This window comes from Pandoraea thiooxydans (genome assembly GCF_001931675.1).
GTDB classification, from domain to species: Bacteria; Pseudomonadota; Gammaproteobacteria; order Burkholderiales; family Burkholderiaceae; genus Pandoraea; species Pandoraea thiooxydans.
The window spans coordinates 3,372,694-3,391,057 of record NZ_CP014839.1 but is presented as its reverse complement, the minus strand read 5'-3'; the positions used below and the strand labels follow the sequence as shown (position 1 = coordinate 3,391,057).

Genomic DNA, 18,364 nt, shown 5'->3' with positions numbered 1-18,364 from the left:
GGATAACGGGATTACAACAAGCCGTGCTGTTGCAGCTTCTTGCGCAGCGTGTTGCGATTGATGCCCAGGTATTCGGCTGCCAGCGACTGGTTGCCGTCGGCTTTGTGCAGCACGAATTCCAGCAGCGGCTTCTCGACCACCGAGACCACCATCTCATACACCCCGTGCGGATGTGCGCCGTCGAGATCGCGGAAATACGAGTCCAGACTGTCGCGCACGCATTGTTCGATGTTGTGTTTGCTCATGCGGCTAAAAGCTCCCTCGGAGATTCTTGTTCGTAACAGAGATGCTCCGAGTACATCTTCTGTTGTTCGAAAAATTCATTGACGGCAGCGAGTTGCTCCTGGCTCGAGTCGAGCGTGTTCATGTGGTGCCGGAACAGATTCGCGCCCGGCAGCCCGCGCGTGTACCAGGCGATATGCTTGCGCGCGGTGCGCACGCCGGTGAATTCGCCATAAAACGCGTAATGATCGAGCAGGTGCTCGTTCATGATCTGCTGGATTTCATCCACGCGCGGCGCCGGACCGGTCTCGCCGGTTTCCAGGTAATGAGCTATTTCGCGGAAAAGCCAGGGACGACCCTGCGCGGCCCGGCCGATCATGATCGCGTCGGCGCCGGTAACGCTCAGCACGTGCCTGGCCTTGGCGGGCGAGTCGACATCGCCATTGGCCACCACCGGGATGCGCACGGCGGCCTTGACTGCGGCGATCGTGTCATATTCGGCTTCGCCGTGGTACAGATCGGCGCGCGTGCGGCCATGCACGGTGAGCATGCTGATGCCGCTGGCTTCGGCGATATGCGCAATGTTGAGCGCATTCTTGTGCGCGCGGTCCCAGCCGGTACGGATTTTCAGCGTCACCGGCACGGCGTTCGGCCCACAACCGACCGCGCCGACCACCGCTTCGAGAATGCGCGTGACCAGTTCCTCGTTTTGCAGCAGCGCCGAGCCCGCATACACGTTGCAGACCTTCTTGGCCGGGCACCCCATGTTGATGTCGATGATCTGTGCGCCGCGATCGACGTTGTAGCGCGCGGCCTCGGCCAGCATCGACGGGTCGGCGCCGGCGATCTGCACGGCGATCGGCGCCACTTCGCCTTCATGGTTGGCGCGCCGCTGGGTCTTTTCGCTTTTCCACAATTGCGCGTTCGACGCGACCATCTCGGACACGGCATAACCCGCCCCCAGTCGCTTGCACAACTGACGAAAAGGGCGATCCGTCACCCCCGCCATGGGGGCGACGAACAGGTTGTTGCGGAGTTCGTGGGAGCCGATGCGCACGTTGCGAAGAAAGCCGGGAAAAAGTTTGTATTTTACTGCGAAAAACACCCCCCGTCCGGCAAATTGGCGGGATATGTGCGGTTTTACCTGGCACGAAAAATGACGGCGGACCCTGACCGGGCCCGGCCCGACCGCTTGCGATACCCGCCGCGCTGGGTCCGGTATGGACGGCTAGCGCCGCTGGCCGAACATCATCTGGCGCGCAAAGGCGGTCTTGAGCGGGGGGACCAGTTCCAGCCCAGCCAACGCCAGGCCGCGCAAGGTCGCCAGTGGTGCCGCATCGTTCGAAAACAGCCGGGGCAGCAGGTCGGTCAGGCCGATCGTCAGCTGACGGTCGATGGCGCGCTGCCGCGCGAAGCGCGCCAACGCCGCCGGACTTGCGTCGGGTGGCGAGGTGCGGCAAATCGCCTCGGTCAGTGCGAACGCATCGCGCAAACCGAGGTTCAGCCCTTGTCCGGCCACCGGATGCAGGGTTTGTGCTGCGTTACCGATCGCGGCGATGCGGCCCTCGACCAGATGCGGCAAGGCGTTCAGTCCAAGCGGGAAAACCGCCCGTCCGCTGACGCTGGTAAAGCGGCCCATCCGCCTACCGAAGGCGTCGTTCAGGGCCGTCAGGAAGGCGTCGTCGGGCAATTGCTGGCGCTGCTCGGCCAGCGCCGGCGAGCAGCACCAGACCAGCGAGTAGCCGTTTTCGAGCGGCAGCAGCGCAAGTGGTCCCTCGGCGGTGAAGCGCTCCCAGGCCCAGGCCGGCAGCGGCCGGTCGCAGGTCACGAAGGCCACCAGTGCACTTTGCCGGTAGTCTCGGGTGCGCGGCTTTTGCTGCTGGGTCGAGAAAAGCCCGCCTTCGGCATTGATCGCCAGGGCGGCGCGCAACGTAGTCGTCCCGGCATCCCGCTCGAGCGTGAGCGTGACTGCGCCGCTGTTCTGCCGATGCGCCGTGGCGCGCGTTTGCCGCAGATGCGTGAAGGTCTCGGTCGGCAATGCGTCGAGCCGCGCGTCCAGCGCGCGCATGACGGTGCCGTAGCGCACCACGTATCCCAAGGCCGGCACGCCGTGCTCGAGATGGTCGATCACGACGCGGCCGAAATGACGACGCTGCGATACATGAATGTGCTGTATTGGTGTCGCTTCCCGCGGGCCGGACGGCCATGCGCCCAGCCGCTCGAGCGACAGGCGGCTGCCGTGCGAGAGGGCCAGCGCCCGCGGATCGGCGTCGTACTGCAGCGGCGGCCGGCGCGCATCGATCAGTGCAATGCGCAGCGCGGGCGCGCGCTGCGCCAGCATCAGCGCCAGCGCGGCGCCGACCGGGCCTGCACCGACGATCGCCAGATCGAATGTTCCGGGTTGTGCGAGGGGCGTGCCTGGCTGCGTCATTGCCGCATCAATGCCTCGATGTCGTCGGCCTTGACGGGCACGTCGCGGGTGAGCAGTTCGCAGCCCGCCGGCGTGACCACGGCATCGTCTTCGATGCGAATGCCGATGCGCCAATAGCGCTCCGGCACGTCGGGCCCGGGCCGCACGTAGATGCCCGGTTCGACCGTCAGTGCCATGTTGGTTTTCAGGATGCGCGAAGGCCGCTCGCTGCCGGCCTGACCGCCGCTTGCGGGCTCCCGGTAGTCGCCGCAATCGTGCACGTCCATGCCGATCCAATGCCCGGTGCGGTGCATGTAAAAGCGCGTGTAGGCCTTGCTGGCGATCGCGTCGTCGAGCGTGCCGTGCTTGTCGCGAGGCAGCAGTCCGGTGTCGAGCATGCCCTGGGTCAGCACGCGCACTGCGGCGTCGTGCGGATCGTTGAAGCTGACTCCCGCGCGCGTGGCGTCGATGGCGGCCTGCTGGGCGGCCAGCACCAGATCGTAGAGTTCGCGCTGCGGCGCGCTGAAACGGCCGTTGACGGGGAAGGTCCGGGTAATGTCGGACGCATAGCCGTCGAGTTCGCAGGCCGCGTCGATCAGGCACAGATCGCCGTCGCGGCATTCGGTATCGCCCGCGCGGTAGTGCAACACGCACGCGTTTGCGCCGGTCGCGACAATCGACGTGTAGGCGGGCGACTGTGAACCGTGCCGACGGAATTCGTACAGCAGCTCGGCCTCGAGCTGATATTCGCGCATGCCCGGCCGGCAGGCTTGCATCGCACGCACGTGGGCTTGCGCGGAAATTTGCCCGGCGCGGCGCATGATCGCCAGTTCATCCGCATCCTTGACCAGCCGCATCTCGTCGAGCGCGGCGCACAGGTCATGCGCCGAGGATGGGGCGCTGACCCCGGCGCGGGCCTGGGCGCGTACCGCGGCAAGCCAATGACGCACCTGCCGGTCGAAGCGCGCGGATGTACCGAGCGGATAGAACAGCGCAGTCGCATCCGCGAGCATGACTGCGATGCGCTCGTCGAGCACATCGATCGGGTAGGCCGCGTCGAAGCCGAAGGTCTCGCGCGCGGCGTCGGGCCCGTACCGGAACCCATCCCAAATTTCCCGTTCTTCGTTTTTGGGCCGGCAGAACAGGGTCGCCGTGCGATTGCGGCTGTCGAGCACCAGTACCGACTCGGGCTCGCCAAAACCGCTCAGGTAGTAAAAATAACTGTCGTGCCGATAGGGGAAGTCACTGTCGCGATTGCGCGTGGCTTCCGGGGCTGTCGGGAGGATGGCGACACCGCCGCCCAGGCGCGTCATGTGATCGAAAATCTGCTCGCGGCGTTGACGATATCGAAGGGCGTCCATGAATAGTCCGGTGGATTGGCGTGCGTAAATGGGAAGCGCTGCAACTCAGGGCAATTCTAGCGCTGCTGGCGATGGGTTGCCGGCAGCGCTCAGGCGCCGGTCGAGGGCGGCCAGTTGCGCGGGCGTGCCGATATTGTCCCACGCGCCGCGCCAGCATTCGCCGCTGGCCGTGCCTGCGGCAATACTGGCATGGTAGAACGGCGTCATCGCTTGTCGCGTGCCCGGGGCCATGGCATCGAACAGGCGCAGGTCGTACAGGCCGATGTTGCCGAAGGTCAGTCGCTGCGATGCCAGGGCGGGGTCGAGCGACAGGCGCCCGTCGCACAGCGCAAAGTCGCCTTCGGGGTGAAACGGCGGGTTGGGCACCATCACCAGGTGCATGCCGGGTTCGGCGCGCTCGCCGAGGCGCTCGGCGTGCCGGCGCAGGCGTGCGTAATCGTAATCGGTGTGGATGTCGCCGCTGACGGCGAGGAAGATGTCGCCTTCGCCACTGAGCAGCTCGCGCGCGTGGGCGATGCCGCCGGCTGTCTCGAGCGCTTCACTCTCGGCGGAATAGTCGATTCGCACGCCAAAGCGCCGGCCGTCGCCCAACGTATCCTCGATCTGCTGGCCGAGCCACGCGTGATTGATCACGATGCGCTCGAAGCCGGCGGCGGCCAGTTGCTCGATCTGCCAGACGATCAGGGGCTTGCCGCCGGCGCACAGCAACGGTTTTGGCGTGGTGTCGGTGAGCGGGCGCATGCGATCGCCGCGCCCGGCCGCGAAAATCATCGCTTTCATCGATCAGAACGTATAGCCGACGGCCGCGCTCTTGCCGTCGAGCGTATCGAGCAGGCGGGCGAGTGGGTGCAGCGGGCGGTAGCGCGCGGCCACTTTGTGCGCGTACTGCAGGAAGCGCGGCGTGTCTGCCAGATACCGCGGTTTGCCGTCGCGATACTGAATTCGCGCGAAAATGCCGAGCACTTTAAGATGGCGCTGCAGGCCCATCCACTCGCATTCCTGGTAGAACTCGCCGAAATCCTGCCGCACCGGCAAGCCCGCACGTTTGGCGTTTTCCCAGTAGTGAATCAGCCAATCGAGTTGCAGGTCTTCCTCCCAGCTGATGAATGCATCGCGCAACAACGAGATGACATCGTAGGTCAGCGGGCCGTACACGGCGTCCTGGAAATCCAGGATGCCCGGGTTAGGCTCGCTCACCATCAGGTTGCGCGGCATGTAGTCGCGGTGCACATAGACCTGCGGCTGCGCCAGCGCGCTGTCGATCAGCAAGGTATTGGTTTGGGCCAGTACCTCCTGCTGCGATGGCGACAAAGCCATGTTCAGATGGCGCTCGATGTACCAGGTCGGAAACAGATCCAGTTCGCGCTGCAGCAGGGCCTTGTCATACGGCGGCAGCTGACCCGGCCGGCTGGCAAGCTGCCAGGCGATCAGCGCGTCGAAGGCGGCGCGATACAGCCGCGTGGCGTTATGCTCGTCGAGCACGTCCAGGTAGGTGGACCGCCCCAGGTCGCTCAGAAGCAGGAAACCTTGGGTCAGGTCTTGCGCCAGTATTCTGGGGGAGTTCAGGCCCGCCTCGTGCAGCAGTCCGCTCACATGGACGAACGGCCGGCAATCCTCCTGAGGGGGCGGCGCATCCATGACGATCAGGGTCGGGTGCGCGGGCGAAGCGCTGGCGACACGGAAATAACGGCGAAAGCTTGCATCGACCGAGGCTGGCGCGACGGTGGCGAGGTCGAGTGCGAAAGGTGCCTTGACCTCGGCCAGCCAGTGTTCGAGAGCGGCCTGGCGTGCTTCGGCGTGGGCTTGCGCGAGCGGATCGGGAGTCGCGGTGGCAGGAAGTGCGGTCATGATGTGGGGGTGAAAACGTCTTGCCATATAATACCCGATGATGTTTTCCAAACACCCTACTTCTCGAACCCGACCGACCGCTTCGCCCGTTCCGGCCCAGACCGTATCGGACGCGAATTTGGCCGCCTGCAGGTGGCGCCCTGGTTGTCTCGCCATTTGCATTCATGCCGCCTAGATCCACTTATTCGCCCTTGGGGCTGAGGCTGAAACCGCTCGTGCTGCTGCTGTCCTTGCCGGGGTGGTGGGCCGCACACGCCGTCGCGCAGGAAATGACGCCGCCCGTGGTGGCGGGCGCCGGCGGTCTGCAACTGCAGAGCGTGCCGGCATTGCAGGACTTCTCCCTGGGGCCGAACCAGGGCGTGGCGATTTTCACCAAGAGCGACAGTGCCCAGGGGCATGTCGACCAGGACGTCACGCTCGAAGGCGCCGCGCAGATGCGGCACTATCGCTCGGTGGTCAAGGCAGATCACATTCATTACGACGAGGACAGCGACGTGGTTCGCGCCACCGGCAGCGTGCGGCTGACCGACAACGGCAACCGCTTTATCGGGCCGCAAGCGAGTCTTCATCTGGATGCCGGCGACGGTTTCATGCTCACGCCGTCGTACCATATCGGCGCGACCAATGGCGGCGGCAAGGCAAAGCGCATCGATATCGCCGATCAGACTCAGATCAAGGTGACCGACGGCACCTATTCCGGCTGCAGTTGCCAGAAGGATCCGGCCTGGTATTTCCGCGCCAAGGAAATGGATTTCGATACCGACCGAGGCGTGGGCACCGCATATAACGGCGTGCTGTTCTTTCAGCATGTCCCGATTCTCGCCAGCCCCTACCTGACGTTCCCGCTCACCAGCGCGCGCCGCTCGGGGTTGCTGCCGCCGACTTTCGGGCAGAGCTCGACCAGCGGGTTCGAGTTCATGCAGCCGTACTATTTCAATATCGCACCGAACCGCGATTTGACCTTTGCGCCGCGTATCCTGACCAAGCGAGGCATCCAGTGGAACACCGAATTCCGCTATCTCGAGCCGACCTACGCGGGCAAGTTCCATATCGAGTACCTGAATAACGACCACCTGACCGGCACCAACCGGTATTTGTACTCGCTGCAACACAACCAGACTCTGCCGTTCGGCGTGCGCGCCTTTGTCAATTACACCAGGGTATCGGATTCGACGTACCCGCAGGACTTCGGCGCGAATAACTTCCAGTATGGCGTGACCAGCCAATACACGCAGCAGGCGGGCCTGTCTTGGGGAATCGGCGGCTGGTCGTTCATGACGCAGGTGCTCGATTATCAGACGCTTGCGCCGAATGCGCCGCCGTACGACATCAAGCCGGAGTTTCAGGCGACATATAACAAGTACGATTGGCATGGGTTCGACATCAACGTCGTCAACGATTACACGAATTTCCGCATGCCGACGCCGTCCGCCTCGCAACCGGACGGCCAACGGATCTACTCCAAGGCGACAGTCAGTTATCCGTTCCTGACACCGGGCTACTACGCGATCCCGAAGGTCATCTTCAACGCGACCTCGTATCAGATCAGTAATCTGGCATCCGGCGTGCCGAACAACATCAACCGCACGGTGCCGACCCTCAGTTTCGACACCGGACTCGACTTCGAACGCAATCTGCACTGGTTCGGCCTGAACCTGATTCAGACGCTCGAGCCGAGACTGTTCTATGTGTACACGCCGTACCGCAATCAGGACGCGATTCCGCTGTTCGATACGTCCGCGGCCAATTTCAATATGGCGGAGATCTTCAGCGAGAACTCCTTTGTCGGCAACGACCGGATCTCCGACGCCAACCGCATCACGGTGGGTGTGACCTCGCGCTTCATCAATGCCGATACCGGTGCCGAGTTGGCCCGCTTCGTGATCGCGCAACGCTATAACTTCCGGCCCTCGCGGGTGACCCTGCTGCCCGGCGGCGAGCCCGACGACTCGACCATGTCGGATGTGGTGGTCGGCGCGTCGACGCAATTGCCCTATAACTGGCAATTCACCTCCGACCTGCAGTACAGCCCGAACACCCGTCAGGTCAACCAGACCGACGTCGGCTTGACCTGGCGTCCGGGTGGGCGCCGTGTGTTCAATGCGTATTACCACTACCTGCCGGTCTCGCCGCTGCTCAACAACACCGAAGTCGACCAGATCCAGCTCTCGGCGCAGTGGCCGCTGACGCGCCGGATTGGCCTGGCCGGCAGCGTCACTTACGCGCCCAATACGCATAACGTCGTCGATGCGCTGGCGGGTTTCGAGTATGATGCCGATTGCTGGGCGTTCCGGATCGCTTTCCAGCGCTACACCACGAGTCTCAATACATCGAACACCGGGGTTTTCGCTCAACTCGAACTGAAAGGCCTGTCGAAGACCGGCACCAGCGTGACACGGGCGTTCCAACAGGCGATACCAGGCTACGCGCCTCAGACACCGACACCGATTCCTTCTCGATTCACCAACTATGAATGACGTCATCATGAAGCGTATTCGTGCACAGCGGGCCCCGGCCTCGCTGCTTTCGTGCTTGTGCCTCGGCCTGTGGCTGGTTGCCGGCGGCGCATTCGCACAGGCGGTCGGCGCAGGGTCTGCGAACCAGCCGGCAGCCTTGAGGCCGGTGGATTCGATTGTCGCGGTGGTCAACGATGCCGTGATTACCCGCAATCAGCTGGATGCGCGCGTCAGGGACACCAAGCGGCAACTCACGCTGCAAGGGCGTCCGGTTCCGGATGACGAGACGTTGCAGCAGCAAGTGCTGGATCAAATGATTCTGATCGACGTTCAGCTGCAACGAGCCAAGGAAGATGGCATCACGGTCAGTGACGACGATCTCTCGCAGGCGATTCAACGGGTTGCCGCCGACAACAAGATGTCGGTCGATCAATACAAACAGCGCCTGGCCTCGATGGGCGTGTCCTGGTCCGTGTTCCGCACGGAGGTGCGCGACCAGATGCTGATCGCGCGCGTGCGCCAGGCCGAAGTCGACAGCAAGGTGGAAGTGTCGCAATCCGAGATCGATGCCTATCTGGCGAGCCAGAACAATGGCCAGGCGCAGGACAAGCCGACTGAATATCACGTTGCGCAAATCGTCATCGGTGTGCCGGACAACGCCACAGCCGACCAGGTAAGCCAGGCCAAGCGCAAGGCCGATGATCTGCTTGCCCAGGTCAAGGGTGGTGCCGACTTCGCCGCCTTGGCGGAAAAATACTCCAATGGCGAGGCCGCCGCCAAAGGCGGCGATTTGGGATACCGCATCGCCGAACGCTTGCCCGACCTGCTGCTCGACGCCGTCAAGAATTTGAAGGGCGGCGAAGTTGTGCCGCAAGTGCTGCGGGGCAAGGACGGCTTTCATATCGTCAAACTGCTCGACGTCCGTCAGGGCGGCGCGAGCGCCGGCATGCTGGTGCCGCAGATTCATGCCCGCCACATCCTGATCAAGATCGGCAACGGCGTCACGGCAGAACAGGCACGTGAGCAACTGCTCGAGATCAAGCACAAGATCGAGGCCGGCGACGGGACGTTCGCTGAATACGCGAAAAAATATTCCGCGGACGGTTCGGCTTCGCAAGGCGGCGACCTTGGCTGGCTGTCTCCCGGCGAGACGGTGCCGGCATTCGAGCGGGCGCTCAGCACCTTGAAGGACGGTCAGATCAGCGATCCGGTACGCACCCAGTTCGGCTATCACCTGATTCAGGTGTTGGGGCACCGGGAAGAACGCGTCACGGGCGATCAGGAGCGCAATCTGGCGCTGCAGGAAATCCGTGCGCGCAAAGCGGAGGCTGCCTATCGCAACTGGCTGCTGCAACTGCGCGACAGCGCCTACGTCGATAACCGGCTGAACCAGCCGGGCTGACGGCTTCATGTCATGGTGACCGCCGACCGCCCGCTCGAACTGGCCGTGACCTCCGGTGAACCCGCCGGAGTGGGGCCGGAGCTGACAATTCAGGCGCTCGCACAACTCGACACCCAAAATGAGTTGACCGACGTTCGGTGCCACGTGCTGGGCGATGCCGATTTGCTGGCGCAGCGGGCCGGCGCGGTCGGTCTGCAAGCCGAGTGGGCCGACATGCTCGCCGGCGGCCGGGTTGTCATGACTCATCACGCGCTGGCCGTACCGGCCGCGCCCGGGCATCTCGATGCCCGTAATGGCCCATATGTTCTGGCATTGCTCGACGACGCGATCGACGGCGCACTGCACGGGCGCTACGACGCACTGGTCACGGCGCCATTACAGAAGAGCACCATCAACGACGCCGGCGTGCCGTTTACCGGCCATACGGAGTATCTGGCGCAGCGCACGGGTGTTGCCAAAGTGGTGATGATGCTGGCCGGCGGCGGCTTGCGCGTTGCTCTGGCCACTACGCACCTGCCGCTCGCCCGCGTACCCGCGGCGCTCGAACGCGGTGATTTGCTGGCTACGCTGCGCATCATCGACGCGGATTTGGGCCGTTATTTCAGCAAGCGCCGCCCGCGCATCCTTGTCACCGGGCTCAATCCGCATGCCGGCGAGCACGGTTATCTCGGGCGTGAGGAGATCGACGTGATCGCGCCAGCGCTGGCCGACGCCCGTGCCGAAGGTATTGATGCGATGGGGCCGTATCCGGCCGATACGCTGTTTCAGCCGCATTATCTGGCCGATGCCGATTGCGTGTTGGCCATGTATCACGATCAGGGCCTGCCGGTTCTCAAGTACGCCAGTTTCGGGCGCGGCGTCAATATTACGCTCGGCTTGCCGATCATTCGCACGTCGGTCGATCACGGCACGGCGCTCGATCTGGCCGGCTCGGGCCGCGCCGATTGCGGCAGCCTCATCGAGGCACTGCGCACGGCGAACCAGATGGCGCGAACTGCGCGTCGGATCGAACCCGCCGCCTAAGGAATTTTGCAGTATGGTCAAACCCCCGCACCGGCCGGCGGCCCACCAGGGCCACATCGCGCGCAAGCGTTTCGGGCAGAATTTTCTTGTCGATCTGGGCATCATCGACGCTATCGTTGCGGCCATTGCGCCGCAACGCCAGGATCTGATGGTCGAGATCGGCCCGGGACTCGGCGCGCTGACCGCGCCGCTGCTCGAGCATCTGGATCATCTGCACGCGGTCGAACTCGACCGCGATCTGCTGGGACGGCTGGAAAAGCGCTTTGGCGCCCGACTGACGCTGCACGCGGGTGACGCACTGGCGTTCGACTTCGGTCAACTCGCGCCGAGCGGCGGATTGCGCATCGTTGGCAATCTGCCGTACAACATCTCCAGTCCGCTGCTTTTTCATTTGATGCAATTCGCCGACCGCGTGCGCGACCAGCACTTCATGCTGCAGGACGAAGTCGTCGATCGCATGGTGGCCGAACCGGGCACCAAGGACTATGGGCGCCTGTCGGTCATGCTGCAGTTCCGCTACTGGATGGACAAGGTACTGGACGTGCCCCCGACATCGTTCAACCCGCCCCCCAAGGTCAATTCAGCGGTGGTGAGAATGATCCCGCTGGCACGAGCGGATTTGCCCTCGGTCGATCCGGTAGTGCTGGGACGTGTGGTGGCCAGCGCGTTTTCGCAACGACGCAAGATGCTGCGCAACACGCTGGCCGAGTATCTCGAGCATGTCGATTTCGAGGCGCTCGCTTTTGATCTGACGCGTCGCGCCGAAGAGGTCCCGGTGGCCGAGTATGTCGCGCTGGCCAACGCGGTTGCCGCGTGCACGCCGCCAGCTAGCGCCGCAGGTTGACCAGCGCGATCCCCGTGAGCACCATGGCGGAGGCACCCAAAAAGCGCGGGCCGATCTGATCACCCAGCAAAAGTACCCCGAAGCTCACGCCGAACAGCGGCGTCAGGAACGAGAAGACCGACAGGCGCGAGGCCATGTAACGCGTCAATAGCCAAAACCAAGCCAGATAGCTGATAAACGCGACCACTGCGGCCTGGTAAAGTATGCTGGCGACGACCAAGGGCGGCAACGCCTGAATTCGCCAGTGGCCGTCGACACCGGCGAGCGCCAGCAGGGCGATCGAAGACACCGCCAACTGGTAAAGCAGGGTCCTGCTCGGGCTGGCGTCGGCCAGCGAGGTGGCGCGCACGAGTACTGTGGTTGCGGCCCAAAAAATGCCGGCCAGAATCCCGAGGCTATCGCCCAGCCATGTGCTCCGTCCGGTGTGTGATGCGCTCAGGCCGTCGGCGAAGGCCAACAGCATGCCGCCGAACGCCAGGGCGATCCCCACCCACTGCGATTTGCGTAGCCGCTCCCCGGGCACGAACCAGTGCAGGCCGAGTGCGGTAAAGCAGGGCGCCGTATACAAGAAGACGGCCATGCGCGAGGCCGACGTGTGCGTCAAGCCAATGAACACGCAAGCGAACTCGCCGGCAAACAGCAAGCCGGCGAGCAACCCCGCGCCTTGGGTGCCATCGCGCTTCCATACCGGTTGGCCACGCGAGGCCATCCAAAGCATTACCAGCACGGTGGCGATGGTCGAGCGAACGCCCGCTTGTAGCACAGCGGGAACGGTCGGCACGGCGACCTTGATAGCGACTTGCTGCAGCCCCCAGATCGCGCAAAGCACGATCATCAGGCCGACGGCCAGTGCGTCGGGCGGACGCCTCACAACGTCACGGCAGCCGACGATTTCTGGATCAGTTCAATCTTGTAGCCGTCAGGATCTTCGACGAACGCGATGACGGTCGTGCCGCCCTTGACCGGGCCGGCTTCACGCGTCACCTTGCCGCCAACCGCCTTGATGCGTTCGCAGGCCGCGTAGGCGTCGTCGACCGAAATCGCGATATGACCGAAAGCGGTGCCGAGTTCATACGTCGAGACGCCCCAGTTGTAGGTCAGCTCCAGCTCGGCCGCTCCTTCGCCGCCATAGCCGACAAAAGCCAGGGTGTATTTGTATTCCGGATTCTCGCTTTTGCGCAGTAACCGCATGCCCAGGATCTTTGTGTAGAAGTCGATCGAGCGTTGCAGGTCACCCACGCGCAGCATGGTATGAAGGATGTTCATTGAATTAAGTTAATTTTTAATTGAGGGGAAAGCGTCATTGTAATGGCGTGTCCCGTGTTTTGCAGAGGCCCGTGCGACGCAGGGCCGCCATATGGCGCAGCGTGCTTCAGAACTCCGGAACCAGTTCCGGCGCATGCTCCTTGAGGTTGGCGCGGGCGATTTCGAAATCGGGGAAGACCGACGCCACGGTTTGCCAGAACCGCGGACCATGATTCATTTCCTTGAGGTGGGCCAGTTCGTGCGCGACGACATAGTCGATAACGCTCAGCGGAAAGTGGATCAGCCGCCAGTTGAGCCGAATCCGTCCATCGGCGCTGCAGCTGCCCCAGCGGGTGGCTGCGGATGACAGCGCCAGAGCCGTATAACGCGTGCCTAGGCGCAGGGCATAAAAGTCGAGGCGCTCGACAAAAAGCAGCCGCGCCTGCTGCTGCAGCCACCCCTGGACGCGATCACGCATCTGTTGTGCTTGTGCCTGAGGCGGCAGGTCCAGCCAAAGCGTGCCGCTTGCGGCGTCGTGAAGCGGGCCGCCGGGACCGCCCGGGCGGCCAAGCCGCAGCATCAGTGGCTGGCCCAGATAAGGGAGGCTGGCGCCGTCGACCCACGTCACGCGCGGTACACGGCGGCGCACCGCCCGGTCTTGCCATTCGGCAAGTTTGGCAAAAATCCAGCGCTGTTTTTCGGCAATGGCGGCCTCGACATCCGCAATGGTCACCCAGCGTGGCGCCGTTACGGTGAGACCGGATTCGTCGACGATAAAGCCGATGGTTCGGCGCGACGATCGCTTGAAGTGATAACTCAACACATGTCCGTCGAGCGCCAGCGCGCGCTGATGCCGGGACGGTGTGCCAGGAGCGGCCGCCGGCGGATTGCTCGGCAGGGGCATCGGTACGGCATCACGCGCGCCGTCGTCGGCACCGAAAAAGGGCAGTTCGAGTTGCGACTGTGGCTCGGTATGGGGCGACGAGCGTCGCGGCGAGGCAGGGCGCACAGCAGGGGCGGGCCGCATGGTGTTCAACCGGTCAGGAACGGTAGGCTTGCGGATCGATACGCTCCATTTCAGCCTCGATCCAGGCTTCCACTTTGCCGCCGACCTGTTCCGGCGTCAAGCCGGCCGTTTCGATTAACGGCCCGATCGACACTGTGATGAGACCCGGATATTTGAGAAACGATTTTCGAGGCCAGGCCCGGCCGGCATTGTGAGCGATCGGAATGACCGGCACCTGCGTGGAGGTGGCCAGCCGTGCGCCGCCCGACTTGTATTTGCGCCGACTTCCGGTCGGCGTGCGCGTGCCTTCCGGAAAGATGATGATCCACGAACCCTCGGCCAAGCGCGCCTTACCTTGCGTGACGACCGAGTTGAACGCGTTGATGCCGTCCTTGCGGTTGATGTGAATCATGCTCAGAAGGCCCAAAGCCCAGCCAAAAAAGGGGATGTAGAGCAACTCCCGCTTGAAGACGTAGCACAGCGGCCGCGGCATGAGCGCCGGCAAGGCAATGGTTTCCCACGCGGACTGGTGTTTCGACAGCACGACCGCCGGTCTGTCGGGGAGATTCTCCCTGCCTATGACGGTGAACCGAATGCCGCACAGCCCGTCGGCGGCCTTCAGCATGGTGCGGCACCAGCCAACCGCAAACCAGTAGCGGCTTTGCGCACGCATGAAAGGAAAGGCGACCATGCAGGCCACGGCGTAGGGGATGGTCCAGAAAATCTGGAACAGGAAAAACAGCAGAGAGCGAAAAAAAAGCATGCAACCGTCCCGTTCAGTCCTGCCCTGCGGCAAGAAAATCCAGGGCGAACGCTTGCAGACTGTCGTGCACCTGGGTGTGTGGCGGCAGGTTGCCGTGCGCGAGTGTTTTACGGCCCTTGCCGGTGAGGACCAAATGCGGATCGCAGCCCAGCGGTACGCCGGCCTGCAGGTCGCGCAACGAATCCCCGACGATCGGCACGCCGCTCAGGCTGAGTTCGTAGCGTCGCGCGATCTCCTCGAGCAGGCCGGACTTTGGCTTGCGGCATTCGCAGCGATCCTCTGCGGTGTGCGGACAGAAAAAGACCGCGTCGATGCGCGCGCCAGCGGTGGCCGCGGCGCGATGCATCTTGGTGTGGATGGCATTGAGCGCGACCATGTCGAACAGCCCGCGGCCGATACCCGACTGGTTGCTGGCCACCACAACCCGGTAGCCGGCCTGATTCAGGCGGGCAATTGCCTCGAGCGCCCCGGGGATGGCGATCCACTCCTCCGGAGATTTGATGAACTGATCCGAGTCGGCGTTGATAACGCCGTCCCGATCGAGAATCACGAGCTTGCGTGAGTGGGGCGGCTGCGTCTTTTCCTTGCGGGCGTCCATGGCGTATCGATTCCGGGGATGGGCAGCGCGCTACGCGGCGAGTTTGGAAATATCGGCCACGCAGTTCATCTGCGCATGCAGCTGCGCGAGTAGCGCCAACCGGTTGTTGCGCAGCGCCATGTCGTCGGCCATCACCATCACGTCGTTGAAGAAGGCGTCGACGGCGGTGCGCAATTGTGCCAATGCGGCCAGCGCATCGCCATAGGCCCGCTCGGTCAGGCGCTCGCTGACCACCGGGGCGACCCTGGCGACGTCCGCGGCCAACGCGCGCTCGGCGTCCTCCTTGAGCAACGCCGGGGTCACGATCGATGCGATGCCGCTGCTCTCGCGATCCTCACCGGCTTTTCGGAGAATATTGCCGATACGCTTGTTGGCGGCCGCCAGGGCCTCGGCCTCCGGCAGCGCGGAGAACGCGCGTACGGCTTCCAGGCGCATCAGCACGTCGTCCATGCGAGCGGGGTTCTGACTGAGTACCGCTTCTATCTCATTGGCAGAATACCCTTTGTCTTTGAGGTATCCACGCAGCCGGTCGAGCAAAAACTGATAGACGTCGGCGAGATAATCGGGCGCCTTGACGCCGCCGGTGAATTGCGCGTATGCCGCGTCCAACAAAGCGGGCAGCGACAGCGGCAGCGGCTTTTCGATCAGAATGCGCAATACGCCCAGCGCGTGGCGGCGCAGCGCAAACGGATCCTTTTCGCCGGTCGGATGCAGGCCGATGCCCCAGATGCCGACCAGCGTTTCGAGCTTATCGGCCAGCGCCACCACGGTGCCGGTCAAGGAGGCCGGCAGGTTGTCGCCGGCAAAGCGCGGCTGATAGTGCTCCGAGCAAGCCAGCGCGACCTCCTCCGACTCGCCGTCATGGCGGGCATAGTAGGTGCCCATGGTGCCTTGCAACTCGGGGAATTCACCGACCATGTCGGTGAGCAGATCGGCTTTGCACAAATGCGCCGCGCGCTCGCATTGAGACGGGTCTGCGCCGAGATCGGCGGCGATGGCACCGGCCAGCTTCTCGAGCCGCCGGGTGCGTTCGAGCTGCGTGCCGAGCTTGTTGTGATAGACCACCTGAGCCAATTGCGGCACCCGCTGCGCCAGCGTCTTTTTCTGGTCCTGCGCGAAGAAGAACCTGGCGTCAGCCAGACGCGGGCGCACCACGCGCTCGTTGCCCTCGACGATATGCTGCGGCGTGGCGGTGGCAATATTCGAGACGATCAGAAAGCGGTTGCGCAAGCGGCCGCCCTGCTCGAGCGGGCGGTCGGTCACGGCAAAGTACTTCTGGTTCGTCTGCATGGTCAGGATCAGGCACTCCTGCGGGACCTCCAGGAATGCCGCCTCGAAGTGACACTCATAGACCACAGGCCACTCCACCAGCGCGCACACTTCGTCGAGCAGGGCTTCGGGCATGACCACGTGATCGCCCCCCGCCTTGGCCAGCAGTTCGCGGCGAATCGTCGCTTTGCGTTCGGCGTAGCTGGCGATTACCTTGCCCTGTTCGGCGAGGAGGCCGGCATAGTTCTGTGCCGCGTCCAGCGAGATCGGGCCGTGTGACAGAAAGCGGTGTCCCAGGGTGGTGTTGCCGGCGGCGAGTCCCAGCGCCGTGACCGGCACGATCTGGCTGCCGTGCAGGGCCACCAGCGCATGCACCGGGCGCACGAATTGCACGGATTTGCCATCCGGGCGCTGATAATTCATGACCTTGGGGATCGGCAACTTGCCGAGCGTTTCATCCAGCGCGGCTTGCAGAGCCTCGGCCAGCGCCAGCCCAGGAGCCGTATAGGTGTAAAAGAAAGCTTCGGCCTTGCCGTCGCTGGCGCGCTCGAGGGCGTCGAGCGGCAGATCGGCAAAGCCCATGGCGGCGAGCTTTTTTGCCAGTGGCGGCGCCGGATTGCCGTCTTTGTCGAGTGCCACCGACACCGGCAGCACCTTGGCGCGGATCGCCGTATCGGGGGCCTTGCCCAGCACGGCATCGAAACCCACGGCAAGTCGCCGCGGTGTCGCGAATGGTGTTGCGAGCGCCTCGGGCGGCAACAGGCCGCGCTCTTTCAGGCCGCGCTCGATGCCTTGCGCGAAGGCGTCACCCAGGCGCGCCAGCGCTTTGGGCGGCAGTTCCTCGGTGAATAATTCAACCAGCAGCGGGAGGGGGGTGTTATGACTCATGCGACTGCAGCTCCGGAGCGCACCGTCATGGCCGCCGTGTAAATGTCACCGTATTCCTTCGAGAGCGTATCGGCGTCGGCGCCGTCCCACGACCACATCGGGAAGCCGAGTTTGGCGCGCGAGTCGAAATAGGCTTGCGCCACCAGGCGCGACAGCGCGCGGATGCGGCCGATATAGGCCGCGCGCTCGGTGACCGAAATGGCGCCGCGGGCATCGAGCAGGTTGAAGGCGTGCGCCGCCTTGAGAATCATTTCATAGGCGGGCAGGGCCAGTTGCGCCTCGATGAGCCGCCTGGCCTCGGCTTCGTAGTTGTCGAAGAAGCCGAATTGCAGTTCGGCATTCGAAAATTCGAAGTTGTAGGTCGATTGCTCGACCTCGTTCTGGTGAAACACGTCGCCATAGGTCAGGCGGCGCTGCTGGCCGTTCTCTTCCCATTGCGTCCAGATCAGGTCGTAGACGTTCTCGACCTTTTGCAGGTACATGGCCAGCCGTTCGAGGCCGTAGGTGATTTCGCCCAGCACCGGCTTGCAGTCGATGCCCCCGACTTGCTGAAAATAGGTGAATTGGGTGACTTCCATGCCGTTGAGCCACACTTCCCAACCCAGGCCCCAGGCGCCCAGCGTCGGATTCTCCCAGTCGTCCTCGACGAAGCGCACGTCGTTTTGGGTCAGGTCGAGTCCGAGCGCCCGCAGCGAACCGAGGTAAAGGTCGAGGATGTTTTCCGGCGCGGGCTTGAGCACGACCTGGTATTGGTAGTAATGCTGCAGCCGATTGGGGTTCTCGCCGTAACGGCCGTCCTTGGGACGGCGCGACGGCTGCACGTAGGCCGCACGCCAGGGTTCCGGGCCGATGGCTCGCAGGAACGTTGCGGTATGGGAGGTGCCGGCCCCGACTTCCATGTCATAAGGCTGCAGCAGCGCGCAACCCTGTTTGTCCCAGTAATCCTGGAGGGTCAGGATGACCTGTTGAAAGGTGAGCATGATAAGTTCGCGCGGCAAGTCGATTCAGGCGCACTCGCCCGGCCGCGGT

Annotated in this window: 17 protein-coding genes; 4 read left to right on the top strand and 13 right to left on the bottom strand. The window is 63.7% G+C overall.

Annotated elements, in window-relative coordinates; translation table 11 throughout:
• Positions 1-11: 11 nt before the first annotated feature.
• The 6 genes from PATSB16_RS15510 to PATSB16_RS15485 all read right to left on the bottom strand — a co-directional run bounded on the left by PATSB16_RS15510 (position 12) and on the right by PATSB16_RS15485 (position 5,841).
• Entirely contained in the window at positions 12-245 is a 234-nt protein-coding gene (locus PATSB16_RS15510; protein ID WP_047214979.1) for a Fis family transcriptional regulator, read from the bottom strand.
• Positions 242-1,279 carry a tRNA dihydrouridine synthase DusB gene (gene dusB / locus PATSB16_RS15505; protein ID WP_206093710.1) on the bottom strand — a complete coding sequence of 346 codons (1,038 nt, stop codon included), beginning with the start codon at positions 1,277-1,279 and terminating at the stop codon, positions 242-244. Before dusB ends, PATSB16_RS15510 begins: the two co-directional genes overlap by 4 nt.
• 171 nt (positions 1,280-1,450) lie before the next feature.
• The gene (locus PATSB16_RS15500) at positions 1,451-2,653 is read right to left on the bottom strand and encodes a UbiH/UbiF/VisC/COQ6 family ubiquinone biosynthesis hydroxylase (protein ID WP_047214978.1); all 1,203 of its coding nucleotides are present in this window, start codon (positions 2,651-2,653) and stop codon (positions 1,451-1,453) included.
• Positions 2,650-3,993: an aminopeptidase P N-terminal domain-containing protein gene (locus tag PATSB16_RS15495; protein ID WP_047214977.1), complete on the bottom strand. Its 1,344-nt coding sequence runs from the start codon at positions 3,991-3,993 to the stop codon at positions 2,650-2,652. Before PATSB16_RS15495 ends, PATSB16_RS15500 begins: the two co-directional genes overlap by 4 nt.
• A 45-nt stretch (positions 3,994-4,038) precedes the next feature.
• Positions 4,039-4,773 (bottom strand): N-acetylmuramate alpha-1-phosphate uridylyltransferase MurU, encoded by a 735-nt coding sequence (murU, locus tag PATSB16_RS15490; RefSeq protein ID WP_047214976.1) that lies wholly within the window; start codon positions 4,771-4,773, stop codon positions 4,039-4,041.
• A 3-nt stretch (positions 4,774-4,776) separates the two neighbouring features.
• On the bottom strand, positions 4,777-5,841 hold the full coding sequence (locus PATSB16_RS15485; RefSeq protein WP_047214975.1) for an aminoglycoside phosphotransferase family protein: 1,065 nt from the start codon (positions 5,839-5,841) through the stop codon (positions 4,777-4,779).
• Between the two features lie 215 nt (positions 5,842-6,056).
• Here PATSB16_RS15485 and PATSB16_RS15480 point away from each other — a divergent pair, with 215 nt between their 5' ends.
• From PATSB16_RS15480 to rsmA, 4 genes are read left to right on the top strand one after another with little or no spacing between them, the layout of a single operon-like run.
• On the top strand, positions 6,057-8,318 hold the full coding sequence (locus tag PATSB16_RS15480; protein ID WP_052892713.1) for an LPS-assembly protein LptD: 2,262 nt from the start codon (positions 6,057-6,059) through the stop codon (positions 8,316-8,318).
• 7 nt (positions 8,319-8,325) lie between these two features.
• On the top strand, positions 8,326-9,699 hold the full coding sequence (locus tag PATSB16_RS15475) for a peptidylprolyl isomerase (protein ID WP_047214973.1): 1,374 nt from the start codon (positions 8,326-8,328) through the stop codon (positions 9,697-9,699).
• A gap of 12 nt (positions 9,700-9,711) precedes the next feature.
• Complete coding sequence (gene pdxA / locus PATSB16_RS15470) at positions 9,712-10,722, top strand: 4-hydroxythreonine-4-phosphate dehydrogenase PdxA (protein ID WP_047214972.1); 1,011 nt, start codon at positions 9,712-9,714, stop codon at positions 10,720-10,722.
• Positions 10,723-10,735: 13 nt separating this feature from the next.
• A complete protein-coding gene (rsmA, locus tag PATSB16_RS15465; RefSeq protein ID WP_047214971.1) occupies positions 10,736-11,566 on the top strand; it encodes a 16S rRNA (adenine(1518)-N(6)/adenine(1519)-N(6))-dimethyltransferase RsmA in 831 nt (276 codons plus the stop codon).
• Here rsmA and PATSB16_RS15460 read toward each other — a convergent pair.
• The 7 genes from PATSB16_RS15460 to glyQ form a co-directional block, all read right to left on the bottom strand.
• A complete protein-coding gene (locus PATSB16_RS15460; protein WP_047216649.1) occupies positions 11,550-12,401 on the bottom strand; it encodes a DMT family transporter in 852 nt (283 codons plus the stop codon). The genes rsmA and PATSB16_RS15460 overlap by 17 nt on opposite strands.
• 32 nt (positions 12,402-12,433) lie before the next feature.
• Positions 12,434-12,832, bottom strand: a complete 399-nt coding sequence (gene gloA / locus PATSB16_RS15455) for a lactoylglutathione lyase (RefSeq protein WP_047214970.1) — start codon at positions 12,830-12,832, stop codon at positions 12,434-12,436.
• A gap of 106 nt (positions 12,833-12,938) precedes the next feature.
• Positions 12,939-13,838 carry a M48 family metallopeptidase gene (locus PATSB16_RS15450; RefSeq protein WP_083566894.1) on the bottom strand — a complete coding sequence of 300 codons (900 nt, stop codon included), beginning with the start codon at positions 13,836-13,838 and terminating at the stop codon, positions 12,939-12,941.
• A gap of 13 nt (positions 13,839-13,851) precedes the next feature.
• Positions 13,852-14,580, bottom strand: a complete 729-nt coding sequence (locus PATSB16_RS15445) for a lysophospholipid acyltransferase family protein (protein ID WP_047214969.1) — start codon at positions 14,578-14,580, stop codon at positions 13,852-13,854.
• A gap of 13 nt (positions 14,581-14,593) precedes the next feature.
• Positions 14,594-15,178 carry a D-glycero-beta-D-manno-heptose 1,7-bisphosphate 7-phosphatase gene (gene gmhB / locus PATSB16_RS15440; RefSeq protein WP_047214968.1) on the bottom strand — a complete coding sequence of 195 codons (585 nt, stop codon included), beginning with the start codon at positions 15,176-15,178 and terminating at the stop codon, positions 14,594-14,596.
• Positions 15,179-15,208: 30 nt separating this feature from the next.
• Positions 15,209-17,335, bottom strand: coding sequence for a glycine--tRNA ligase subunit beta (gene glyS / locus PATSB16_RS15435; protein WP_047214967.1), 2,127 nt, complete (start codon positions 17,333-17,335; stop codon positions 15,209-15,211).
• Complete coding sequence (gene glyQ, locus PATSB16_RS15430; protein WP_047216646.1) at positions 17,332-18,315, bottom strand: glycine--tRNA ligase subunit alpha; 984 nt, start codon at positions 18,313-18,315, stop codon at positions 17,332-17,334. Before glyQ ends, glyS begins: the two co-directional genes overlap by 4 nt.
• Between the last annotated feature and the right edge of the window lie 49 nt (positions 18,316-18,364).

Coding starts and splice junctions, on each gene's coding strand:
- pdxA (WP_047214972.1), top strand. CDS start 9,712: ATGGTGACCGCCGACCGCCCGCTCGAACTGGCCGTGACCTCCGGTGAA.
- gloA (WP_047214970.1), bottom strand. CDS start 12,832: ATGAACATCCTTCATACCATGCTGCGCGTGGGTGACCTGCAACGCTCG.
- murU (WP_047214976.1), bottom strand. CDS start 4,773: ATGAAAGCGATGATTTTCGCGGCCGGGCGCGGCGATCGCATGCGCCCG.
- PATSB16_RS15475 (WP_047214973.1), top strand. CDS start 8,326: ATGAAGCGTATTCGTGCACAGCGGGCCCCGGCCTCGCTGCTTTCGTGC.
- PATSB16_RS15495 (WP_047214977.1), bottom strand. CDS start 3,993: ATGGACGCCCTTCGATATCGTCAACGCCGCGAGCAGATTTTCGATCAC.
- PATSB16_RS15500 (WP_047214978.1), bottom strand. CDS start 2,653: ATGACGCAGCCAGGCACGCCCCTCGCACAACCCGGAACATTCGATCTG.
- glyS (WP_047214967.1), bottom strand. CDS start 17,335: ATGAGTCATAACACCCCCCTCCCGCTGCTGGTTGAATTATTCACCGAG.
- gmhB (WP_047214968.1), bottom strand. CDS start 15,178: ATGGACGCCCGCAAGGAAAAGACGCAGCCGCCCCACTCACGCAAGCTC.
- PATSB16_RS15445 (WP_047214969.1), bottom strand. CDS start 14,580: ATGCTTTTTTTTCGCTCTCTGCTGTTTTTCCTGTTCCAGATTTTCTGG.
- glyQ (WP_047216646.1), bottom strand. CDS start 18,315: ATGCTCACCTTTCAACAGGTCATCCTGACCCTCCAGGATTACTGGGAC.
- rsmA (WP_047214971.1), top strand. CDS start 10,736: ATGGTCAAACCCCCGCACCGGCCGGCGGCCCACCAGGGCCACATCGCG.
- PATSB16_RS15510 (WP_047214979.1), bottom strand. CDS start 245: ATGAGCAAACACAACATCGAACAATGCGTGCGCGACAGTCTGGACTCG.
- PATSB16_RS15485 (WP_047214975.1), bottom strand. CDS start 5,841: ATGACCGCACTTCCTGCCACCGCGACTCCCGATCCGCTCGCGCAAGCC.
- PATSB16_RS15460 (WP_047216649.1), bottom strand. CDS start 12,401: ATGATCGTGCTTTGCGCGATCTGGGGGCTGCAGCAAGTCGCTATCAAG.
- PATSB16_RS15450 (WP_083566894.1), bottom strand. CDS start 13,838: ATGCGGCCCGCCCCTGCTGTGCGCCCTGCCTCGCCGCGACGCTCGTCG.